The 22,003-nt window shown below is 68.3% G+C and carries 14 protein-coding genes and 1 riboswitch; of the genes, 6 read left to right on the plus strand and 8 right to left on the minus strand.

Annotation, left to right across the window (positions count from 1 at the left end; all coding sequences use genetic code 11):
* Nucleotides 1-40 precede the first annotated feature (40 nt).
* Nucleotides 41-1,567 carry a DHA2 family efflux MFS transporter permease subunit gene (locus PI246_RS15730; RefSeq protein WP_320552263.1) on the plus strand — a complete coding sequence of 509 codons (1,527 nt, stop codon included), beginning with the start codon at nucleotides 41-43 and terminating at the stop codon, nucleotides 1,565-1,567.
* 237 nt (nucleotides 1,568-1,804) lie between these two features.
* Here PI246_RS15730 and PI246_RS15735 read toward each other — a convergent pair whose 3' ends face one another.
* On the minus strand, nucleotides 1,805-2,158 hold the full coding sequence (locus tag PI246_RS15735; protein WP_320552264.1) for a hypothetical protein: 354 nt from the start codon (nucleotides 2,156-2,158) through the stop codon (nucleotides 1,805-1,807).
* A gap of 148 nt (nucleotides 2,159-2,306) precedes the next feature.
* Complete coding sequence (locus PI246_RS15740; RefSeq protein WP_320552265.1) at nucleotides 2,307-2,837, minus strand: acyloxyacyl hydrolase; 531 nt, start codon at nucleotides 2,835-2,837, stop codon at nucleotides 2,307-2,309.
* A gap of 321 nt (nucleotides 2,838-3,158) precedes the next feature.
* Between PI246_RS15740 and PI246_RS15745 the strand changes: the two genes are divergently transcribed.
* Nucleotides 3,159-6,038: an EAL domain-containing protein gene (locus tag PI246_RS15745; RefSeq protein WP_320552266.1), complete on the plus strand. Its 2,880-nt coding sequence runs from the start codon at nucleotides 3,159-3,161 to the stop codon at nucleotides 6,036-6,038.
* A 2-nt stretch (nucleotides 6,039-6,040) separates the two neighbouring features.
* On the opposite strand, the gene PI246_RS15750 is transcribed toward PI246_RS15745, so the two are convergent.
* Nucleotides 6,041-6,709 (minus strand): YrbL family protein, encoded by a 669-nt coding sequence (locus PI246_RS15750; RefSeq protein WP_320552267.1) that lies wholly within the window; start codon nucleotides 6,707-6,709, stop codon nucleotides 6,041-6,043.
* 218 nt (nucleotides 6,710-6,927) lie between these two features.
* Here PI246_RS15750 and PI246_RS15755 point away from each other — a divergent pair, with 218 nt between their 5' ends.
* From PI246_RS15755 to PI246_RS15765, 3 genes are all read left to right on the plus strand, one after another.
* A complete protein-coding gene (locus PI246_RS15755) occupies nucleotides 6,928-7,707 on the plus strand; it encodes a dioxygenase family protein (RefSeq protein ID WP_320552268.1) in 780 nt (259 codons plus the stop codon).
* A 67-nt stretch (nucleotides 7,708-7,774) separates the two neighbouring features.
* Nucleotides 7,775-8,341 carry a DUF2239 family protein gene (locus PI246_RS15760; protein ID WP_320552269.1) on the plus strand — a complete coding sequence of 189 codons (567 nt, stop codon included), beginning with the start codon at nucleotides 7,775-7,777 and terminating at the stop codon, nucleotides 8,339-8,341.
* Complete coding sequence (locus PI246_RS15765; protein WP_320552270.1) at nucleotides 8,338-9,723, plus strand: MATE family efflux transporter; 1,386 nt, start codon at nucleotides 8,338-8,340, stop codon at nucleotides 9,721-9,723. The genes PI246_RS15760 and PI246_RS15765 overlap by 4 nt, the downstream gene beginning before the upstream one ends.
* A 35-nt stretch (nucleotides 9,724-9,758) precedes the next feature.
* On the opposite strand, the gene PI246_RS15770 is transcribed toward PI246_RS15765, so the two are convergent.
* Together PI246_RS15770 and PI246_RS15775 are read right to left on the minus strand one after the other, a co-directional pair.
* A complete protein-coding gene (locus PI246_RS15770; protein ID WP_320552271.1) occupies nucleotides 9,759-12,929 on the minus strand; it encodes an efflux RND transporter permease subunit in 3,171 nt (1,056 codons plus the stop codon).
* A 129-nt stretch (nucleotides 12,930-13,058) separates the two neighbouring features.
* The gene (locus tag PI246_RS15775) at nucleotides 13,059-14,966 is read right to left on the minus strand and encodes a TonB-dependent receptor domain-containing protein (RefSeq protein ID WP_320552272.1); all 1,908 of its coding nucleotides are present in this window, start codon (nucleotides 14,964-14,966) and stop codon (nucleotides 13,059-13,061) included.
* A 138-nt stretch (nucleotides 14,967-15,104) separates the two neighbouring features.
* Nucleotides 15,105-15,344: riboswitch (cobalamin riboswitch) on the minus strand.
* Nucleotides 15,345-15,567: 223 nt separating this feature from the next.
* On the opposite strand from PI246_RS15775, the gene PI246_RS15780 reads away from it, so the two are divergent.
* Nucleotides 15,568-18,594 (plus strand): TonB-dependent receptor, encoded by a 3,027-nt coding sequence (locus PI246_RS15780; protein ID WP_320552273.1) that lies wholly within the window; start codon nucleotides 15,568-15,570, stop codon nucleotides 18,592-18,594.
* 143 nt (nucleotides 18,595-18,737) lie between these two features.
* Here the strand turns inward: PI246_RS15780 and nagA are convergent, their stop codons facing one another.
* The 3 genes from nagA to PI246_RS15795 form a co-directional block, all read right to left on the minus strand.
* Nucleotides 18,738-19,889, minus strand: coding sequence for an N-acetylglucosamine-6-phosphate deacetylase (nagA, locus tag PI246_RS15785; RefSeq protein WP_320552274.1), 1,152 nt, complete (start codon nucleotides 19,887-19,889; stop codon nucleotides 18,738-18,740).
* A gap of 128 nt (nucleotides 19,890-20,017) precedes the next feature.
* Complete coding sequence (locus PI246_RS15790) at nucleotides 20,018-21,052, minus strand: SIS domain-containing protein (protein WP_320552275.1); 1,035 nt, start codon at nucleotides 21,050-21,052, stop codon at nucleotides 20,018-20,020.
* Nucleotides 21,053-21,065: 13 nt separating this feature from the next.
* Nucleotides 21,066-21,818: a GntR family transcriptional regulator gene (locus tag PI246_RS15795; protein ID WP_320552276.1), complete on the minus strand. Its 753-nt coding sequence runs from the start codon at nucleotides 21,816-21,818 to the stop codon at nucleotides 21,066-21,068.
* Nucleotides 21,819-22,003 lie beyond the last annotated feature (185 nt).

Consider the following 22,003-nt stretch of genomic DNA (forward strand, 5'->3'; position numbering starts at 1 on the left):
GTCGCTCTTCCGACACGCCCTTCCATCACCGGGTTTTTCCATGAGCACCGAATTTCGACCGCCCAATCTGGCGCTGTCCACGGTCGGACTGTCGCTCGCGACCTTCATGCAGGTGCTGGACACCACGATCGCGAACGTCTCCCTGCCGACCATCGCGGGCAACCTCGGCGTCAGCTCCAACCAGAGCACGTGGGTCATCACCTCGTTCGCCGTGAGCAACGCGATCGCGCTGCCGCTGACCGGCTTCCTCACTCGCCGTTTCGGTGAAACCAAGCTGTTCGTCTGGGCGACGCTGCTGTTCTCGCTCGCGTCGTTCCTGTGCGGCATCGCGCAGAGCATGAGCATGCTGATCCTGTTCCGCGCCATCCAGGGCGCGGTCGCGGGCCCGATGTACCCGATCACGCAGTCGCTGCTGATCTCGATCTACCCACCGGCCAAACGCGGCATGGCGCTCGCCCTGCTCGCGATGGTCACCGTCGTGGCGCCGATCGCCGGTCCCATCCTGGGCGGCTGGATCACCGACAACTACACGTGGCCGTGGATCTTCTTCATCAACGTGCCCATCGGCATCTTCGCCAGCATGGTGGTCAGCAACCAGATGAAGGGACGCCCGGAAGTCACCGAAAAGCCGCGCGTGGACTACGTCGGCCTGATCACCCTCGTGATCGGCGTGGGCGCCCTGCAGGTCGTGCTCGACAAGGGCAACGACGAAGACTGGTTCAATTCGCCCTTCATCATCGTGACGGCGATCGTCGCGGCGATCGGCCTGGCCGTGTTCCTGATCTGGGAACTCACCGACAAAGACCCGATCGTCAACCTGAAGCTCTTCCGCCACCGCAACTTCGCCATGGGCACGTTGTGCCTGGTGCTGGCGTACGCGGCGTTCTTCGCCATCGGCCTGCTCGTGCCGCAGTGGCTGCAGCGCAACGTGGGCTACACCTCCACGTGGGCGGGTTTCGCGGCGGCGCCGTTAGGCATCCTGCCGGTGATCCTCACGCCCTTCGTTGGCCGCTACGCGCACAAGTTCGACCTGCGCATCCTGGCCTCGGGCGCGTTCATCGTGATGGGAGCCACCTGTTTCATGCGCTCGGACTTCTACCTCGACGTGGATTTCTACCACGTGGCCGGCGTGCAGCTGATCCAGGGCCTGGGCGTGGCGTTGTTCTTCATGCCGGTGCTTTCGATCCTGTTGTCCGACCTGCAACCGCGCGAGATCGCCGCAGGCTCCGGCCTGGCGACGTTTCTGCGTACGCTCGGCGGCAGCTTCGCGGCCTCCCTCACCACGTTCCTGTGGGATCGGCGTGCCATCGTGCACCACGAGCGCCTCGCCGAGAACATCACGCCGTTCAATCCCGATGCGCAACAGGCGCTGACGGTGATGGGGCACGGTGATCCGACCTACGCCGCCGCGGCCATCAACCAGCAGATCACGCAGCAGGGTTACCAGATCTCGTTCAACGAGGTGTTCCACCTGCTCGGTTTCGTCTTCATGGCGCTGATCTTCGTGGTGTGGCTGGCAAAGCCGCCGTTTGCGGCCAAGGCCGGGCCGGCCGCGTCAGGCCACTGACACGACCCGATGCGCGAAGCGAACGCCCGGTGACCTCACCGGGCGTTTTTTTTAAGGAACGGCCGCTTCCTTGTGCGGAACGCGCCTCAAGGGTGGACACCAGGGTCTTCCTGCGACACCGCCCAGGTGCACCGCGCTCTGGCACTACAAGGTCGCGACAGCGCCACGGCTCGGGATCGAACCATCCACCGGGCTATACGGTCGATGGCTGGGATGGCGCGCGCTCATCCGTGAAAACTATTTCTGGGCCGCCGCACGCCGCGCGTGCCATCGCTTCGCCAGCCAGGCGCCGCCGAAGGCCAGGCCGACCGCCAGCGTCGAGTTGAGCACCATCAGGAGGACAGAGGCGGTGGTCCAGGCGAAGGACGGCGCATCGACGGCCGGGCGCAGCGACGGCGCGACCAGCAGCGGCACGCTCGTCAGCCACTGCACCGCGGTCATCGGTAGCGACGCCGGGCACGGGCCATAGGGGCAGGCCGTGCGTCGGGCCAGCACCATCAGGGCGGCGTCGAGGTGGAGCAGCACCGCGAGGACGAAAAGAAACGCCCAGGCGAACCGGGCATGCCAGCGATCGGCGCGGAGGGCGTCCATGGCGGTCGTGTCCTTGAAAAGCACACAACGTATCCGCCGGGACGCCGCCTACGGAATGGGAAAATTCTGAAAAACAAGGACGACATGCGTCGCCGGAAACGACGAAGCCCGGCCGCGAGGACCGGGCTTCGTCAGGCGCAGCGATCGATCAGATGTCGAAGCCGACGCCGACCAGCGCCATCGTCTCGCCGCGGTTCGGCTCCTGGAAACTGCCGTTGGAGATGTGGCGGATCTGGAAGCTCACGTTCTTCCATTGATACCCGAGCGTGCTCACGAACTCGTAGCCGCTGGACAGGGCCTGCGTGCGCCCACCCGCGGTGCCCGCGACCTGGAAGCTGAAGAACAGCGGCCGATACCAGTCGCCTTCGTTGCCGTAATGGAATCGCGCGCCCAGGGCGCCCACCCAGACGTTGTTGGTGACGCCAGGATGGGAGTCGCGATAACGGCCCACGTCGCGCCCCTTGATATAGCCGATCGACACGTCCGGCGACCAAGTGAAGCGGCTCTGTCCCATGGGCTGCGGATCGAACACCGATTCAACGAAAAAGGCCGGCGTGCCGTAGTCGTCCATGTAGCTGCGGCCACCCTGGAATTCCAGGTGAGCGGCGGCGGCAGGCGCGGCCGTGGCAGCGAGCGAAAGGGCGGCAAGGGCGCCGAAGGCGAGGCGGGACGAGCGCATGGGAGCGGGAATCCTTGAGGGAGGGTTTTTATGAACTGAATCGTTCGGTAAATGGTGTTCAGCCCGCGTGAATAAAGGGGGGCTTTCAGAAAATTCTTGTCATGTTAGGTGTGAGCCCGCGGGTGTCTTGGCCAGGGCGTGCGTGGACGGGGGTTCAGCCGCAGTCGTTTCTGCCGTTAACGATCCACGGGTACCTGCGTCGAGGTCGGCGTGGGCGTGGGAAGACGCGGGTGTCACGGGGTCGACGCGACGGTGGGAGCGGGCAAGCCAGAAGGAGCACGAAACGCCCGCGCCCGGCAGATCCGTCTGGCGGCGTGGGGTGTGTCGGCCATCGTCTCGATCGGAGTGATCGCTCTCGTGGCGGTGCTCCAGGTCGATGGCTATCGGCGCATGGTCGCCGTGCAGCGCAAGCAGATCAGCGCCGCAGCCAACGCGCTGGTGCGCGTGGTCGACCAGCAGATCGACTCCAGCCTGGGCCCCCTGCTGGCCCTGCGTAACGTGGTGGACGACCCGGCCCCGGACGTTCTCCGCCAGCGCCTGGCCGAGGTGCAGGCGCGCCATCCCGAGTTGCCCGGATTCGTCGCCCTCGACGCGCGCGGGGGCGTGCTCGCCGCCGTCGGCACCGCCGGTGCCAACTGGGCACCGGCCATGCGCGCCCCGCCGCTTTCCCTGCTGGGCGCGACGGTCCGGGTGGCGATCGGCACCACCACGCCACCGAGCATGCGCGTGCTCGTGGCGACGCGGGCCGCCGAGCCCGCGGCGATCGGCACCCTGATCGACGCCGACGGGGTGCGCGACGGCATGACCCACATGATGCTGGCGCGGGGAACACTCGCGGTGTTTTCGCCCGAGGGACGGTTGTTCGTCGCCAACCGCGAGGGCATCAGCCCGCACTGGCACGACGCCTGGAACAACGAAGGCCACGCGCCGGCCGACGAGGATTCAGACCACTTCCATGCCCGGGTCGCTTCGGCGCGCTACCCCTTCGTGGTGGTGGTGACGGTCGATCGGGCAGGGGTGTTCGAGGAATGGATGCGACAGGCCCAGCCCTCGATGCTGGGCGGTCTCGCGCTGATCGTGCTGCTCAACGTCGGCGCGGGGGTGTTCACCCGCGCCTACCGTCACCAGGTCCGCCTGGTGGAGGCGCTCAGCCGCACCACCCGCCACCTCGGCGACGTGCAGCGAACGGGGCACATCGGGCTATGGGAAGCCGACCTGAGCACCGGCACCATCGCGTGGTCGGGCCACGTGCACGAGATCACCGGCTTTCCGCCCGAGCGCATGGAAGGGCGTCAGGGCACGTACTTCAAGCTGATCCATCCCGAGGACCAGCCGGGGATGGTCGCGTGGCTGAGGCGCTTCGAGCAGGGCGACGGCCCCTACGACGTCGAACACCGCCTTTGCCGCCCCGACGGGCGCGAGGTGCAGGTGGTGCTGCGCGGCGCGCGCATCACCGACGAGGGAGGGGCGTCGATCCTCACCGGTACGATCACCGAGATCACGGCCCTGCACGAGACGCGGCTACGCCTGCGCGACAGCGACCGCGACCTGGCCGCGAGCGAGGCGGCCTACCGCCAGCTGCTGGCCCGCGTCCCGCTGCCGCTGGTGATCGTGCGCGACGGTCTCATCGAATACGCCAACCTGTTCGCCGAACGCCGCCTGGGTCGCGAGGACCGCAGCCTGCTGGGCCGTGACGCCGCCGACTTCCTCGACAGTGAAACCCTGGAGGCGATCGGCCGCGGGGGCGAGAGCGGCAACATCACCGCGTGGCTGGAGCCCGAAGAGGGCATGCCGTTCGAAGCCGAACTGGCGCTGTCGCAGGTGCGTGACGGCAGCCGCGGCACGCTGGTGATCATGCGCGACGTGACCGAACAGCGGCGCTATGAAGAACGGCTCAACCACCAGGCCACCCACGACGAGCTCACCGGCCTGCCGAACCGCCGCTCGCTCCGCGAGACCCTGCAACGGCTGATCGCCCGCACGGCCCTCGACGATTCCGGGCTGATGGTGCTGTTCATCGACCTCGACCACTTCAAGGTCATCAACGACGCCCTGGGCCACGCGCTCGGCGACCAGGTGCTGCGCGACATCACGCTGCGCCTGGGTGATGCGCTCTTCGGCGAGGGGCATGTCGGCCGGTTCGGCGGCGACGAGTTCGTGGCGATGCTGCCCTTCACCGGGCCGGTAGCCCAGGCCCTCCAGGTGCTGCCGCGCATCCAGGCGGCCATCGAGGAACCGCTGGAAGTCGGCGGCACGGTGCAGCGCCTTCGCTGCAGCATCGGCGTGGCCTTCGCGACCCGGGACGGCGCCGACGCCGATACCCTGATCCGCAACGCCGACACGGCCATGTACGACGCCAAGCGCTCGGGGCGGCACACCTGGAAACGCTACTCGCCCGATATGCACGCCGTCGCGATGGCGCGGCTCACCGTGCTCAGCCGCCTGTCCGGCGCCCACCTGGACGACGAGCTTGCGCTGGTCTGGCAGACGCAGCACGCCGGCGACGACGGCCGGGTGATCGGTGTCGAGGCCCTGCTGCGCTGGCCGTCGGCGCCCGGTGACCTCGACATGCCCGATCGCCTGGTGCCGCTCCTGGAAGAAACTGGCGCCATCGTGCAGATCGGCCAGTGGGTGCTGCGCGAGGCCTGCCGGCAGCAGCGGCGCATCGCCGAGCTGCTCGGCCCCGACTGCCGTATCGCGGTGAATATTTCCGCGCAGCAACTGGTGAACGCGGACCTCGTCGCCGAGGTGCGCCGTGCGCTGGAGGAAACCGGGGCCCCCGCCTCGTCGCTCGAGCTGGAACTGACCGAGAGCGCGTTCATGCAGGAGCCGGAACGGGCCATCCAGACCCTGCACGAACTGCGCGCGATGGGCGTGAGCATTGCCCTGGACGACTTCGGCACGGGCTATTCCAACCTCATGTACCTGTCGCGCCTGCCCCTGGACAAGGTCAAGATCGACCGGCACTTCACCTCCGCCCTGCTGCAGGAGGACGTGGATGCCTCGATCTGCCGCTCGATCGTGTTCCTTGCCCGCAACCTTCGCCTGGAGGTGGTCGCCGAAGGCGTGGAGACGCCCTGGCAGCGGCGCTGGCTGATGGCCGAGGGCTGCACCGCCATGCAGGGATGGCTGTTCTCCCGGCCGGTGCCGCTGGACGAACTGGGCGCCCAGGTGGCGCCCGCCGATCCCGTGGCGTCCTGAGGTCAGCCGGCCCGTGACGCGGACGGCGCCGGTGCCGTGACCGCGACGGGATCGCGCTGCCGCGCCAGTTGCGCCAGTTGCACGCGCAGCCGGTCGAACTGGCGCCGCGTGCGACGGACGTCGTAGCGCCGGCTCACCCCGTTCAGCGGCAGCCTGTTCGTCGGGCCGAAGCCGTCGACGATCACCAGGCGCGGCCCACCGGCCGAGTCGGTGCCATGCACGACGTTCTCCGCGCGCAGGTCGCTCACGATCACGTAGTGCCGAAGCACCTCATCGAACAGGCGGTTGATCAGCGATGCGATGGCCGGCGTCATCCCCTGCTCGCGGACCATCGCCGCGAGCGACGGTGCAAGGCCACCGTCGCGGCCCACCACGCGTTCGGCGACCAGGCCCAGGCCGATATCCGTATCCACCAGGCCCACGATACGGACCAGCGGCGATGGCTCCTTCGCATAGCGCCGCGACGCCAGGCATTCGGTGAACTCGCGCATGTAGGTCGCGTAGGGGCCCGTGCGCGCGAGGCGGCGATACCATGGCGCGTGGTACCAGTGACGTGGCCGGTTGTCGGCGCGCATCACCTTGATCAGCAGGCCCGGATCGTCCGGGTGCTGGTAGACGTGGCGACGATGCCCCACGGCGATCGGCGCAGCTCCCTGGAGGGAGATGATCATGGCGGTGTTCCTCGTCCCTCCCGACCCGCTGGGACAAAGGCGGGACGGGTATCCCGGCACGCACGTAAGCGATTCCTAAGATTCTCATGCGGGTTTTCGCGGCGCAAGATACTGCGGATGGTCATTGTTCCCGTCGTGCACCGATCCGTTCGCCCCGTGGCGATTTCATGCACGGGGACGAACACCTAGATTGGGCGTGTCCCCCACGGTGCCTTCCCATGACCCGCGCGCCCGCGATCTTCGTCTCCCACGGTGCTCCCACCTTCGCCCTCGAACCCGGCCTGCTGGGTTCGAGGCTGACGGCGTTGGGCGAAACACGCCTCGCCGACGCCACGGCCATCGTCGTGGTGTCGCCCCACTGGCAGACCTGCGGCGTGCGGGTCACCGGTGCCGCGCGCCCCGCGACGATCCACGACTTCGGCGGCTTCCCGCCGCCGCTTTATGCGTTGACCTACCCCGCCCCGGGTGCCCCGGCACTGGCTGCGGAAGCGGTGTCGCTGTTGATCGACCGCGGATTCGCGGCCATGGTGGACGACGAGCGAGGCCTCGATCATGGCGCGTGGGTGCCGCTGCGTTATCTGCGGCCCGAGGCGGACGTGCCGGTGATCCAGGTGTCGATGCCGCACAACCTCGATACGGCCGGTGCGCTGCGCCTGGGCCAGGCGCTCGCCGGCCTGCGCGAGCGCGGTGTCGCGGTGATCGGTTCCGGCTCGCTCACCCACAACCTCTACGAGATCCGCCGCGATGGCGGCCACGCCGACTACGCGGCCGCGTTCGCCGCGTGGAGCCGCGACGCCGTGCTGGCCGGAGACGTTGCCGCGCTGCTCGGCTACCGGCAGCGCGCACCCAGCGCGATTCGCGCCCATCCCACCGAAGAGCATTACCTGCCCTTGCTGGTGGCGGTGGGAGCGGCCGACGGTGACACGCCCCAGGTGATCGAGGGCGGGATCACCTACGGCGTGCTCGCGATGGACAGCTACGCCTGGGGCGCGCCCTAGCGTCATCGCGACGACATTTGATCCGGGTAGTATTGCGATCTCTATTTGACCCGGATAATATGCGCGCATGACGACCTATACCGCTTTCGACGGCCACCGCCGTATCGCCTCAGGGTCGCTCCCGCGCGTCGCCGAACAGTGCAAAGTGCTGCTCGACGCGCGACCGGGGGCGCAACCGATCATCTACGACGACACCACCGGTGCGCCGCGCGATCTGGATTACCGCGGCAGCGTGGACGACATGCTGGCGCGCCTGGATGACGTCCCCGCCCCGGAGCCCACCCGGCGCGGGCCGGGGCGCCCCCGGCTGGGCGTGGTCGCCCGCGAGGTAACGTTGCTGCCTCGCCATTGGGCCTGGCTCGCCGCGCAGCCGGGCGGCGCGTCCGTGGCGCTGCGCCGCCTGGTCGAGACGGCCAGCCGCGACGAGGCACCGGCCGATCGGCGGCGCCAGCGCCGCGAGGCGGTCGATCGAGTGATGTTTGCCCTTGCGGGCGACCTGCCCGGCTACGAGGACGCCTCGCGCGCCTTCCACCGTGACGATGCCGCCGGCTTCGCCGCGTGCATGGCCGACTGGCCCGCCGACGTGCGAGATTACGTCGCCCTTCTTGCCGCGCGCGTGGACGCCGCCGAATGAACCGCCCTGCCGACCATGCCCTCGTCGAGGGACCGATCACGCGCACCCTGCTGCTCTTCGCCCTGCCGATGCTGGGCACCAATGTCCTGCAGTCGCTCAACGCTTCGATCAACGTGATGTGGGTGGGCCGTTACCTCGGCGAAGCGGCGTTCGCCGCCACCGCCAACGCGACGCTGGTGCTGTTCTTCCTGCTCGGCCTGGTGCTGGGCATCGGCATCGCGACCACCATCCTCGTCGGGCAGGCGCTGGGCGCGCGCGATGTCGACGCGGCGCGCCGTATCGTCGGCACCGGGCTGAGCTTCTTCATGACGGTGTCCCTGGTGGTATCCGTCGCGGGGTATTTCGCCACGCCGGCGTTGCTCCACGCGATGGGCACGCCCGCCGATGCGCGTCCCTACGCCATCGACTACCTGCGCATCATCTTTCTCGCCCTGCCCTTCATGTACCTCTACACCTTCCTGATGATGGTGCTGCGTGGCGCGGGCGACTCGCGCACGCCGTTCGCCTTCATGATCGTGTCGGTGGTGCTCGACATCGCGCTCAACCCGCTCTTCATCTTCGGCGCGGGACCGGTGCCTTCGCTGGGCATCGCCGGCTCGGCGGTCGCGACCCTGATCGCGCAGGGCCTGTCGCTGGGCGGCCTCGTCGCGTGGATGTACGCCCGCAAGCACTTCCTCTGCCTGCGCGCGGCCGACGCGCGCCTGCTGCTGCCGGAGCCCGCCATCCTCAAGGCGCTGGTGCTCAAGGGCCTGCCGATGGGGGCGCAGATGCTGGTGATCACCTCGTCGGCGATCATCATGATGTCGCTGGTGAACGGCCACGGCTCGCAGACCACGGCGGCCTACGGGGCGGCCGTGCAATTGTGGAACTACATCCAGATGCCGGCTTTCGCGGTGGGCATGGCGGTCTCGTCGATGGTGGCGCAGAACGTCGGGGCGAAGCGCTGGGATCGCGTGGCGACCGTCGGCCGCGTCGGTATCCTCGCCAGCCTCGGCCTGACCGGCGTGCTGGTGCTGGTCGTCTACGCGTTCGCCGGCGGCGCCGCCGCGATCTTCCTGGGCTCGGACAGCACCGCGCTGGGCATCGCCCGCCATCTGAACGCCGTGGTGGTGTGGTCCTACCTGCTGTTCGGCGTGACGTTCGTGCTCTTCGGCGTGGTCCGCGCCACCGGCGCGGTGATGATGCCGCTGGTCGCGCTCGCGGTGTCGATGTGGGGCGTGCGCTATCCCTTCGCGCTGCTGCTCGAGCCGAGCTGGGGCGCGGACGCGATCTGGTGGAGCTTTCCCGTCAGCTCGGTCGTGTCGCTCGGCATCGCGGCGGTGTACTACCACAGCGGCCGCTGGAGGCGGGCGACGATGATGCCGGCCAGCGCGGCGGCGTGATGCGACAAGGGCACCCGCGGGTGCCCTTGTCGTCTTTAGCGTGGTTTCTTCGCGGCCTTGCGGATCGCCATCCAGCGCTTGTAGCGTCGGCGCAGCATGCGCCGGCGCTTGCGCCGGGCCTTGCGTTCCTTGCGGTCGTGGTTGAACAGGTAGATGGCCGGCGTGCTGAGCAGCGTCAGCAACTGCGACACGAGCAGGCCGCCGACGATCGCGATGCCCAGCGGCCGGCGCATCTCCGAGCCCACGCCGAAGCCGATCGCCAGCGGCAGTGCCGCGCCCATCGCGACCAGCGTCGTCATCGTGATCGGACGGAAGCGTACCAGCGCCGCCTGGCGGATCGCCTCCACGGGCGACATGCCGTGTTCGCGCTCGGCGACCAGCGCGAAGTCGACCATCAGGATCGCGTTCTTCTTCACGATGCCGATCAGCAGCAGCACCGAAATGATCGCCATGAGGGTGAGCTGGGTCTGCGTCACCAGCATCGCCAGGAACGCGCCGCAACCGGCGGCGGGCAGCGTGGAGAGAATGGTCAGCGGGTGGATCAGGCTCTCGTAAAGCACGCCCAGCACGATGTACACCGCGAGGATCGCACCGACCAGCAGCACCATGCCGTTGGACTGCGCGTCGCGGATGCGCTGGTTGGTGCCGGTGACGTCCATGCGGATGCCCGGGGGCAGGTGGATGGCGCGGATCGCTTCCTCCACCATCGGCGTGGCCTTGTCGGGAGTGATCTTCGGGGCGAGGTTGTAGGTGATGTCGGCCGATTCGAGCTGGTTCTGGTGGGTGACCGAGGTGGGCGCGGCGCGCGGCTGGATCTTCGCCACCGCCGACAGCGGCACCATCTTGCCCGTGCCGCTCTTGATGTAGGTGTTGAGCAGCGCATCGGCGCTGAGGGTTTCCGCGGCGGCGGCGGTGAGCACCACCCAGTACTGGTTGATGTCCGAATAGATCACCGAGATCTGGCTCTGCCCGAACGCGCCGTAAAGAGCGGTGTCGATCTGGCCCAGCGTCACGTGGAGACGGCCGGCGGCGTTGCGATCGACCTCGATCATCTGCTGCTTGCCGACCACGTCGAAGTCGCTGCCGACGTCGCGAAATGCTTTCAGGGAGCGCAAGTGGCGCACCAGTTTCAACGTCCAGGGCTGCAGGTCTTCGCCGCTGGTGCTGATGAGCTGGAACGAATACTGCCCGCGATTGGTGTTGCCGCCACCGCCACCGAGGAACTGGATGGGCGTCATGAACACCTGCACGTCGGGGAGCTTGTCGTACTCCTTGCCCAGCCGCTCGACGATCGACTTGAGCGACTCGCGGCGTTCGCCGGGCCCGCTGCCCTTGGGCTTGAGGTCGACGAACATGGTGCCCTGGCTGCCTACCGAGCCGCCGCTGTCGCCGCCCAGGATCGCCGTGACGTCGGCCACCGTGGCGTCATGCTGCATGATGTCGGCCACGCGCCGCAGGCGCGTGGTAAGCACCTGCGGCGAAATGTTCGCATCGGCGGTGACCTCCACCTGGAGCATGCCGGTGTCTTCGTCGGGCATGAAGTTGCCGCCGGCGGTCTTCACCACCGCGAAGCCGAGCACGAACGTGGCGATAAGCAGGATCAGCGGCTGCCAGCGCATCAGGCGGCGATGGCGCATGGCCCAGTCGAGGCCGCGCTGGTAGAGACGCAGGAAGCCCCGGTCGAAACGCTCCAGCCGCTGTTCCAGGCGGCCGGGCTGGCGATCGGGGGCGTCGTGCTTGAGGTAATACGCGCACAGCGCGGGGGTGAGGGTGAGCGACACCACGGCCGAGATCAGCACCGCGGCCGCGAGCGTCACCGAGAACTCACGCAGCAGCTTGGTGATGAGGCTGTTGCCGAAGAGCAGGGGCGCGAACACCGCCACCAGCGACAGGGTGATCGAGATCACGGTGAAGCCGATCTCGCGTACGCCTTCCAGCGAGGCCGGCATCGGGCCGCTGCCGTTCTCCATGTGGCGCACGATGTTTTCGATGACCACGATCGCATCGTCGACGACGAAGCCGATGCACAGCACCAGGGCCATCAGCGACAGCGTGTTGAGCGTGTAGCCGAGCGTCCACATCACCACGAAGGCACCGGCCAGCGACAGCGGCACGCTTAGCGTGGCGATGAGGGTGGGGCCCAGGCGGCGCAGGAACACGAGCATCACCAGCACGACCATCACGATGCTGATGAGCAGGGCGACCTTCACCTCGTGCAGAGCCGACTGCGTGGTCTGCGTGAGGTCGAAGATCGGGGTGATCTCCACGTCGGCCGGCAGCATGCCGTGGAAGCGCGGCAGCGCCGCCCGGATGGCCTCGGCCGTGGCGATCGCGTTCGCCTCGGGGCGGCGGCTCATCTGCATGGTGACCGAGCGTTGCCCCTGGAACCAGGCGGCCTGGTATTGATCCTGCTGGCCGCTGTACACCCTGGCGATGTCCGACAGCCGCACCGGCGTGCCGCTCTTGGACGCGACGAGGATGCGGGCGAACTCCTCCGGCGTGTGCAGGCTGTCGTTGGCGATGACGGTCATTTGCGTGCGGCCGTCGCTCAGCACGCCCTGGGGCGAGGTGACGTTGGCCGCGCGCAGCGCGTTGCCGACGTCGTTGGCGGTCAGCCCCTTGGCGGCCAGCGCGCGGGTGTCCAGCTCGATGCGAACGGCGTGCGGCGTGCCGCCGAACACCTGCACACGGGCCACACCGGGAATCTGCGCCACCGCGGGCTTGATTTGCGTGTCGACCAGGTCGAACAACCGGTCGGGGGGCATCGTCTTCGACGTGAGCGTCACCAGCAGCACGGGAATCTGGCTGGTGTCGAACTTGAAGTATTGCGGCGGCGCCGGCATCGGTGGCAGATCGGCCAACGAGGCGTTGATGGCGGCCTGCACGTCGCGGGCGGCGGCGTCGGTGTTGCGGTCCATGCTGAATCGCACGCGCACGAAGCCGCTGGAATCGTTGCTGCTGGAGTACATCTGGTCCACGCCGGGGATGCGCCCGAGGTGGCGTTCCAGGGGGGCGATGACCGTGGACGCCATCGTCTGCGCGTTGGCGCCCGGCAACTGCGCGAACACCGCCACGGCCGGCACGTCGATCGACGGCAGCGCGGCCACGCCGAGCAGGCGATAGGCCAGCGCGCCGGCCAGCAGCAGCCCCGCTGCCAGCAGCGAGGTGCCGATCGGCCGGCGGATGAAGGGGGCGAAGAGGTTCACGTGACTCCCTGTGATCGCGGGGAACCGTCCCCGCGTCGGGGGATTTTATGCCCTCCGGCGCCCTCGTCCCGCGTGTGCCTATGGTCAGGCCCCTGCCGGAAGGCAGGGGGCTGACCCGTCGCGCGGGGACTACCTGGCCGTGGGGGTGAAGCGGACGGTCAGGTAGTAGGTGCGGCCAAGCTGGTTGTAGTAGGCGGCGGTCTCGTAGCGCTTGTCGGCGAGGTTGGCGACGCGGCCCTGCACGCTCCAGGCGCTGTCCAGGTGCCAGGTGCCACGCAGGTCGGCGGTGGCGTAGCCGCCCAGGCGCGTCGTGTTGGCCGCGTCGTCGTAGCTGTAGCCTGCCGCGTAGACCGAACCGCCGAGGGTGAACGCCCCCAGGTCCTTGTCGATGTCCACGCGGGCGGTCCGCTCGGGGCGACGGGCCAGCAGGTTGTCGTGTTGCACGCCGGCGTCGCGGTTCTTCGGCTGCTGCAGGGTCGCGTAGCCGCGCAGGTGCCAGCCGTCCACGTCCGCGCCGACCTGGCCTTCGAGGCCGCGGATGCGTGCCTGGCTGACGTTGACCGGCAGGAACGCGGCATCGAACGCGATCAGGTCGTCGACCTTGGTCTGGTACGCGTTGACCGCCCAGTGCCATATCCCCTGGTGGGCCGACAGGCCGATCTCCGCGGTGCGCGAGGTTTCCGGCTTGAGATCGACCGGTGCGCCATAGGGGTAATACTCGTCGTTGAAGGTCGGCGCGTGGAAGGCGCTGCCGTACGAGGCCGTGACCTTCAGGCCCTGGCCGAACGCAAACCCATAGGCGGCGGAGCCGGTGGTGTGGTTGCCGAACTGGTCGTTGTGGTCGTGGCGGGCCGACAGCTGGATCTCATGCGGGCCGAACACGCCCTGGTAGAGTGCGAACACGCCCGTGTTGTCACGCCGGTCCTTCAGGTAATCGGTGTCGCTGCGCAGGCGCTCCTGCTGCAGGTCGACGCCGGCGCTGAGGGTCTGGCCCGGGGCGAGCGCGACGTCGTTCTGCCACGAGGCCTGATTGCGCCGCGAGTAGAGGTAACCGACGCGATACCTGTCCGGGTCGGTGACGATCGGCGCGAACGTCACCGGATCGCGCACCGTCTTGCCCAGGCCGTTGAGGTAATTGTCGGCCCGGTCCTGGTTCTGGCCCAGGGCCAGCGACATGCGCCAGCCGGCCATCACGTCGACGCCGAGCTTCGCACCGGCCACCTGTTGCGACCGCCGGGTGAGGTTCTGGAAATCGCCGTCGTATTCGATGGTGCCCTTGCTGCGCATCCAGGTGCCGGTCAGTTCCGTGCCGTCGTCCCAGCGATAGCCGCCGGCCAGCGCGCCGTTATAGGTGCGGTAGGCGTCGTCGTCCGGTTCGTCGGTGAAGCAGCCCTTGGACCCCTGCGCCGCGCCGATGCGGCACGCGTTGATGCCGGCCGTGTACTGGCCGCCGAGGCTGGCGTTGTACCAGCCGTGCGTGGTGCCCCCGGAGACGCCGACCTGGCCCTGGGTGTATCCGTGGCTACCCGTGCCGACCGACACGGTCGGTGCCGGCGGCTGCCCCGCCTCGCCGTGACGGGTGAAGATCTGGATCACGCCGCCGATCGCATCCGAGCCGTAGAGGCTCGAGCGCGGGCCACGCACGATTTCGATGTGGTCGATCTGTTCCACCGGGAGCTGTTCGTAGGCGGGCAGGCCGGCGCCGACGGTGCCCACACGGACGCCGTCGACCAGCACCAGGGTGTGCGCGCTGTTGGTGCCGCGCATGAAGAGCGACGTCTGCTGGCCGATACCGCCCGTGTTCGCCATGACCACGCCGGGCAGGCCGGTGAGCAGGTCCTGGACGCTGGTCGGTTGCAGGCGGTCGATGTCCTCGCGCGAGATCACGGTCACCGGGGCGAGCACCTCGTCGAGCGGGGTGGGCGCGCGATTGGCGGTCACCACGACCGGATCGAGCCGGTCGCCGGCGACGCCGTCGGCCGCGTGCGCGGAGGCGATGGACGACAGCAGGGCCGTCGCGAGCAGGGTCTTCTTCATGAAACGGGTCCTCGTCACGCTGCGATGGACGTCGCGACGGGAAGACGAACGACGCGCACGACCGGGGCCGCGGGCGGTCCGGATCCGCCCGCCGCGAATCGTCCGAATAAGAAAACGGCCGCATCTGAGAGGCTTCTCAGGCGGACGTTCGCGCGGGCCGGTCTCCGGACTCGCGCCGGCCATCGACGATGGCTCGCCGCCGGCACCTTCCCATCCTCAAGGACAGTGGCGTCGGCCGGCGGCGGAGGACCCAGGGGACCTCGCGGCGCATACCGTTGCGGGGGCAGTGCCGGCCTTGCCGCATTGGCGGCGCACCGGCTTCCCGTTTCATCCCGTCGGCCGAACGCCGGCCGGGACACCCGAACGGGCGCCACTTTAGCCACGGACGGGCGCCAAGTCACGAATTTCTAACGATCGCTTGACATTCGCAATCTTTTGCGGGTAGTTGGTCATCGATGTCGCCGGGCGCAAGTTCTTGCGCCGACAGGGGGCGGTCGACCCGGGGGATCCGGTCGGGCGTGGCGACATCGCGTTTGAACGTTGGGCCCGGCCGAGCCGCGGACGGGCCCTTTGGCGGTTCAATTCGGGGAGACACCACACCATGCAGATGTGCCATTCCGGCGGCCGCGCGCCGCGTCGCTCCACCCTGTGCCTCGCGCTGGCCCTGTGCTTCGCCAGCGGGTCGGTCATGGCCCAGTCCAATGCGTCCGGCGTCGTTTTCGGCCGCGTCGCGCAACCGGAGGGCGCCACGGTGCGCCTGGAAAACCTCGACACCGGCTTCGCCCGCGATACCGGCGTGGACGCCGAGGGTCGCTACCGCGTGCCGTCGTTGCCGATCGGCCGCTACAAGGTGACGCTGCAACGCGGCGGCCAGGTCGTGGAGAGCCGCGACAACGTGCAGGTGAACATCGGCGGCGGCATCGACGTCTCGTTCGCGGGCGCGGCCGCCGGCAGCGCCCAGGCGCAGACGCTCGAAGGCGTGCAGGTCACCGGCAACGCGCTGCCGGCGATCGACGTCTCGTCCGTCGACTCGCGTACGGTGCTCACCTCGCAGCAACTTCAGAAGATTCCCCTCGCCCGCGACGTCACCGCCGCGGCGCTGCTTGCCCCGGGCGTGGTATCGGGCGATTCGCGCTATGGCAACGTGGCCTCGTTCGGCGGTTCGTCGGCGTCGGAAAACCAGTACTACATCAACGGCTATTCGGTCACCAACGCGCTGACCGGCCTGGGTTTCACCAGCCTGCCGTTCGATGCGATCGACCAGCAGCAGATCTACACCGGCGGCTACGGCGCCGAATACGGCCGCTCCACCGGCGGCGTGATCAACATCGTGACCAAGCGCGGCGGCAACGAATGGAAGGCCGGCGTCGGCCTTTACGTCACGCCCAAGGGCCTGCGCCAGAAGCCGAAGAACATCTACCGTACCAACGGCGAGCTCTACCAGTTCCGGGAGGAGAATCGCTCCGGCGACACGCAGTACACCGGGTACCTCAGCGGCCCGCTGATCAAGGACAAGCTGTTCCTGTTCGCCGCCTCCGACTTCACCCGCTCCAACCTCAACAGCACGTCCAACAGCGTCACCGCGCAACGCACCCACCAGGCATCCAAGGCCACCAAGTGGCTGGCCAAGATCGACTGGAACATCACCGACAACCACCTGCTCGAAGTGACGGGCCTGGGCGACAAGTCGAACATCGAGCGCAGCGTCTACGCGTACGACTACGCCACGGGTACGCGTGCGCAGTACCTGGGCACCGACAACCTCAAGAACTTCGACGCGGGCGCGGGTTCCGCGCCGGGCGGCGACGTCTACATCGGCAAGTACACCGGCTACCTCACCGACGAACTCACGGTGAACGCGCTCTATGGCCGCAGCAACACGCGGCACCAGCGCAACCTCGATTACGCCGGTTCGCCCAACTGCCCATGGATCCTCGACAACCGCCAGGGTATCCCGGTGGGCGAGAAGATCGTCGGCTGCGGTCTGGTCAACGGCACCGTGCTCGGCCAGGGCGCGAAAGACAAGACCAAGGGCTGGCGCCTGGACGTCGAATACCACGTCGGCGATCACGACCTGCGCGCTGGCGTCGACAACCAGACGCTCGAGTCCTACTCCGGCAACGTCTACGAGGGCGGCTATCGCTGGATCTACGCCGCCGCCGGTGCGATCCCCAGTCGAGGCATCGTCGTGCCGCCGGGCGTGCAGTACTTCGCGCAGAAGCGCCTGTTCCAGACGGGCGCCAACGTGAAGGTGGAGCAGGAAGCTCAGTTCATCGAAGACAAGTGGCAGATCACCGATCGCTGGATGGCCTCCATCGGCTTGCGCAACGAGCAGTTCAAGAACATCAACGGCGACGGCCAGACCTACGTGGCCCAGCGCCACCAACTCGCCCCGCGACTGGGCGTCACGTGGGACGTGTTCGGCGATTCGACGTTCAAGCTCTACGCCAACGCCGGTCGTTACCACCTGGCGATTCCGTCGAACGTGGCCATTCGCGGTGCGTCGGCGTCGACCTACTACTCGGAGTACTACACCTTTACCGGCGTGGACCCGAACACCGGCGAACCGCTCGGGGCGCAGCAGATCGGCACGCGCGCGTATCTCAACGGCGAGGACGGCACGCCGCTCAATCCCAGGACGATCGCCGCGGTGGGCATCGACGCGTATTACCAGGACGAGTACATCCTGGGCTTCGACAAGGCGCTGGGTGCCGACTGGAGCTTCGGCGCCAAGGCGACCTACCGCAAGCTGAAGAGCTCGATCGACGACTTCTGCGACAGCCGTCCGTTCGAGAAATACGCCGCGCGCAACGGCATCGACATCACCAACGCGTCCATTCCCGGCTGCTACCTGTTCAATCCGGGCAAGTCGAACACCTTCAACGTCGACGTGGACGGCAACGGCACCCTGGTGCCGTTCCGCCTCACCAAGGAAGACTTCACCTCGCCCGAGGGCGTGGCGTTCCCGGACCTCAAGCGCAAGTACTACTCGCTGGAGCTCTACCTCGAACACCAGCTCGCCAACCAATGGTACGGTCGCGTCGATTACACCTTCTCGCGCAGCTACGGCAACTCCGAGGGCCAGCTGAAGTCCGACATCGGCCAGCTCGACCCGTCGGTGACGCAGGATTGGGACGCGCCGGAAATCATGCAGTATTCGAACGGTCCGCTGCCCAACGACCGCACGCACCAGTTGAAGGCATACGGCTACTGGCAGGCCACGCCCGAATGGCTGATCGGCGGCAACCTCGCGGTGGCGACGGGACGGCCGAAGAACTGCCTGGGCCAGGATCCGGTCGATGCGATCCAGTACGGCGCGTCGTATTTCGAGTGCGGCTTCCGCCCGGCACCCCGTGGTTCGCGGGGTCGCCTGCCGTGGACGTGGAGTCTCGATCTCAACGCCGAATACCGTCCCATGTGGGCGGGCGCGGAGCAGCCGTTGGCCTTCACGGCGGCGGTGTTCAACGTGGCCGGCAAGCAGCGCGTCGTCGGCCAGGTCGATACCGGCGAACTGGATACGGTCGACGCCAACGGGCAGCCGGCGGCGAATCCGGATTACCGCCGTCCCATCGCCTTCCAGGCACCGCGTTATTTCCGCTTCGGCGTGAGGTACGACTTCTCGCTCTGATCGACCCAGGCCGCCCGGGCAGCGTATCCGGGCGGCCCACCCTCTCCCTGTATCGAGCCGGCGCGGAGTCGCCGGCTTTTTGGGGTTCTTCACGGACGTCCGGGGAGCCCGGCACCTTGCCCGCTTCCCGCAGGGGCGGGCGCCTAGCGGGCGACGAACACCTGCTGTCCGCCGATCCACGTCTCGGACACCTGCAGCGTGTCGTCCACCACGACGAAGTCGGCGCGGCAGCCGGCGGCGATGCGACCGTGCGTGGCACCCAGGCCGAGGAACGCGGCAGGGTAGGTCGAGGCCATGCGCGAGGCCTCGTCCAGCGCGACGCCGACGAGGTCGACGGTGTTGCGCACCGCGCTCGCCATGTCGAGGGCCGAGCCGGCCAGCGTACCGTCCGCGGTCTGGCAGACGCCGTCGCGCGCGGTAATGGTCTCGCCCTTGAGCACGAAGTTCGGGTTGTCCGAACCCACCGGCGGCATCGCGTCGGTGACGAGGATCATCTTCTCCTTCGCCTTGGCCGCGATGGCGACGCGCAACGATGCCGGGTGCACGTGGTGGCCGTCCACGATCAACCCGCACCAGCTCGTCGCGTCTTCCAGCGCTGCGCCGACCACGCCGGGTTCGCGGCTGGTGAACGGCGTCATCGCGTTGAACAGGTGCGTGAAGCCGCGCACGCCCAGCGAGAGCGCGTTACGCGTGGTGTCGTAATCGGCGGCGGTATGGCCGGCGCAGACGATCACCCCGTGGTCGACCAGCTGGCGCAGCACGTCGTCGCTGGCCCGTTCCGGGGCGAGGGTGAGCAGGGTCACGCCGCCGTGGCGACGCGCCACCATGGCGATGTCGTCGGCATCGGCGATGCGGAACTTCGCCGGGTCGTGCACGCCCTTGCGCTCGGGTGCGATGAACGGGCCTTCCAGATGGATGCCGAGCACCCCCGGCACGCCCTGGGCCACGGCGTCGTTCACCGCGTCGATCGCCCTGGCCATCACGGCCGCGTCGTCGCTGATCAGCGTGGGCAGGAATCCCGTGGTGCCGAACCGCGCATGCGCCTGGCCGATGGCGCGGATCGCATCGACGGTGGGCGTGTCGTTGAAGAGCACGCCGCCGCCGCCGTTGACCTGGCAATCGATGAAGCCCGGCAGCAGCGTGCGCCCGCCCAGGTCGACACGCTCGGCGGCACGCACGCGCGGATCGGAGGGCAGGGCGAGGCCGGCGATGGTGCCGCCGTCCACCAGCACGGCGAAGCCGCTCTGGAACCCGTTGTCGGTGAGTACCCGGCCGTTGACGAGGGCGGTAGTCATGGGGAGAGTCCTTCGTTAGCTGGAGGGTGGGGGATGGGAGGCGGCACGCGGAAGCGGACGCGCGGGGCCGTGTCAGCCGGTGAGCGAACGTCCCGTTCCGTCAGGGCGCATGCCCGCGCCCCCGGGCTTCAGACCGTCTCGGTCACCTTGTTCAGATGCGGCGGCACGTCCGGGTCGAACCCGCGCTTGAGCGCGAGCGCCGCCGTGGCGCGATAGAAGCTCTGCACGGTGACCAGCGGTGCCGCGATGGGCGCCGTGGCGACCAGCGGAAGCACGTCTTCGCCCTGGGCGCCGGGCGCCGCAATCCAAACGCGCGCGCCACGCTTGCGGAACTCCGCGGCCACGTCGAGCACGCCGGGCAGGGTGTCGTCGTTCTGCGCGAAGAACAGCACGGGGAAGTCGGGGCCGACGAGCGCCATCGGGCCGTGCTTGACCTCGGCGGCACTGAACGCCTCCGCATGCAGGCCCGAGGTTTCCTTGAACTTGAGCGCCGCCTCGAGCGCTCCCGCGAAGCCGAAGCCGCGACCCACCACGAAGAGGTTGTGCGCATCGACGAGGCCGTCGGTGAGCGCGGACCAGTCGGCATCCCAGCCCTGGCGCAGTTGGGCGGGCAGCGCGGTGAGCGCGTCGGCGATCTCGGGTTTGCCGCTCCAGCGCGCGGCGATGTGCAGGATGGCGAACAGCGCGCCGAGGTAGCTCTTGGTCGCGGCGACGCTCTTTTCCGGACCCGCGTGCAGCGGCACCACCACGTCGGCGATCGCGGCCAGCGGCGAATCGACCACGTTGACCAGCGCCACCACGTAGGCACCCGCGCGTCGCGCGGCCTCGGCGTTGCGGACGAGGTCGGGGCTCTTGCCCGACTGCGACACCGCCACGTAGAGCGCGCCGTCCAGGTGCTGGTCGGCGTGATAGATGGATGTCACCGACGGCGACGCCGACGCGGTGACCACGCCCAGCTGCGTCTCGAAGACGTATTTGGCATACATCGCGGCGTGGTCGGAGCTGCCGCGGGCGCAGGTGATGACCATGCGTGGCGGGCGTGCACGCAGGCGTTCGGCCAACGCGGCCACGACGGCGTCGTTGTGCTGCAGCTGCCGCTCGACGACCTCCGCCGTCTCGTGTGCTTCGCGATACATCAGGGTGTCTTGCGGCGAGGAGGTCATGGTCGGGGCTCGGTCAGTCGCTTTGCAGTTCCGCCACGAAATCGTAGATATCGCCGCGGTACCAGGAACAGGTGAATTCGACGATGCGTCCGTCGTCGAGGAAGCTGCGTCGTTCGATGTTGAGGCCGGCGCTGCCCGCGGACAGGCGCAGCAGGCGCGTCTGCGCCGGGCCCAGCACCACGGCGCGCAGGCGTTGCAAGGCGCGCAGGGGCCGATTGCCCAGCTTGTCGAGCGCTTCGTAGAGGGAATCTTCCACCAGCTGCGGATCGGGCAGCAGGGACAGCGGCACGGCGCTGCGCTCGATCGCCAGCGGCTCGTCGCCGGCATAGCGCAACCGATGCAGGCGAACCACCTGCGTGCCCGGGGAAAGGTTCATCGCCATGGCCTCTTCGGGCGTGACTTCGCCGATGGCGCGTTCGAAGAACTCCGAGCGGGGGTTCAGCCCGCGCGCGCGAAGGTCTTCGGTGAAGCTGGTCATCCGCGACAGCGGCTTGACGATGCGTTCGGAGACGAAGGTGCCCGCGCCGTGCCGCTGGGTGAGCAGGCCGTCTTCGACCAGGCCACCGATGGCCTTGCGTACCGTCACCCGCGACAGGGTCAGCACCCGGGCCAGGTCGCGCTCGCTGGGCAAGGCGTGGCCGACCTGCACCTGACCGTTCTCGATCACGTTGCGGATGGCCCGGCGCAGGCGCATGTACGCCAGCGGCTGCCGGGAGGCCGGATCGTGTTGCAGGCGTTGGTACTCGGCGACGAGGGCGCTTTCCATTCGCGGACGATACCAATGGCCGACCACTTGGGCAAGCGCCCCCATAGAAGTCTCACGGTGACTGGGATTCAAACACCTGTTTGGCACGATTTAAATGTCAGGGGAAACGTTTTCATCGGCTTGCGACAGCGCGCCACAGTCAATGGCATGCTGTCGAGTGGTACGGGGCTGGTAGCTCCTGGTAT

Source organism: Luteibacter sahnii (assembly GCF_034063545.1).
GTDB classification, from domain to species: Bacteria; Pseudomonadota; Gammaproteobacteria; order Xanthomonadales; family Rhodanobacteraceae; genus Luteibacter; species Luteibacter sahnii.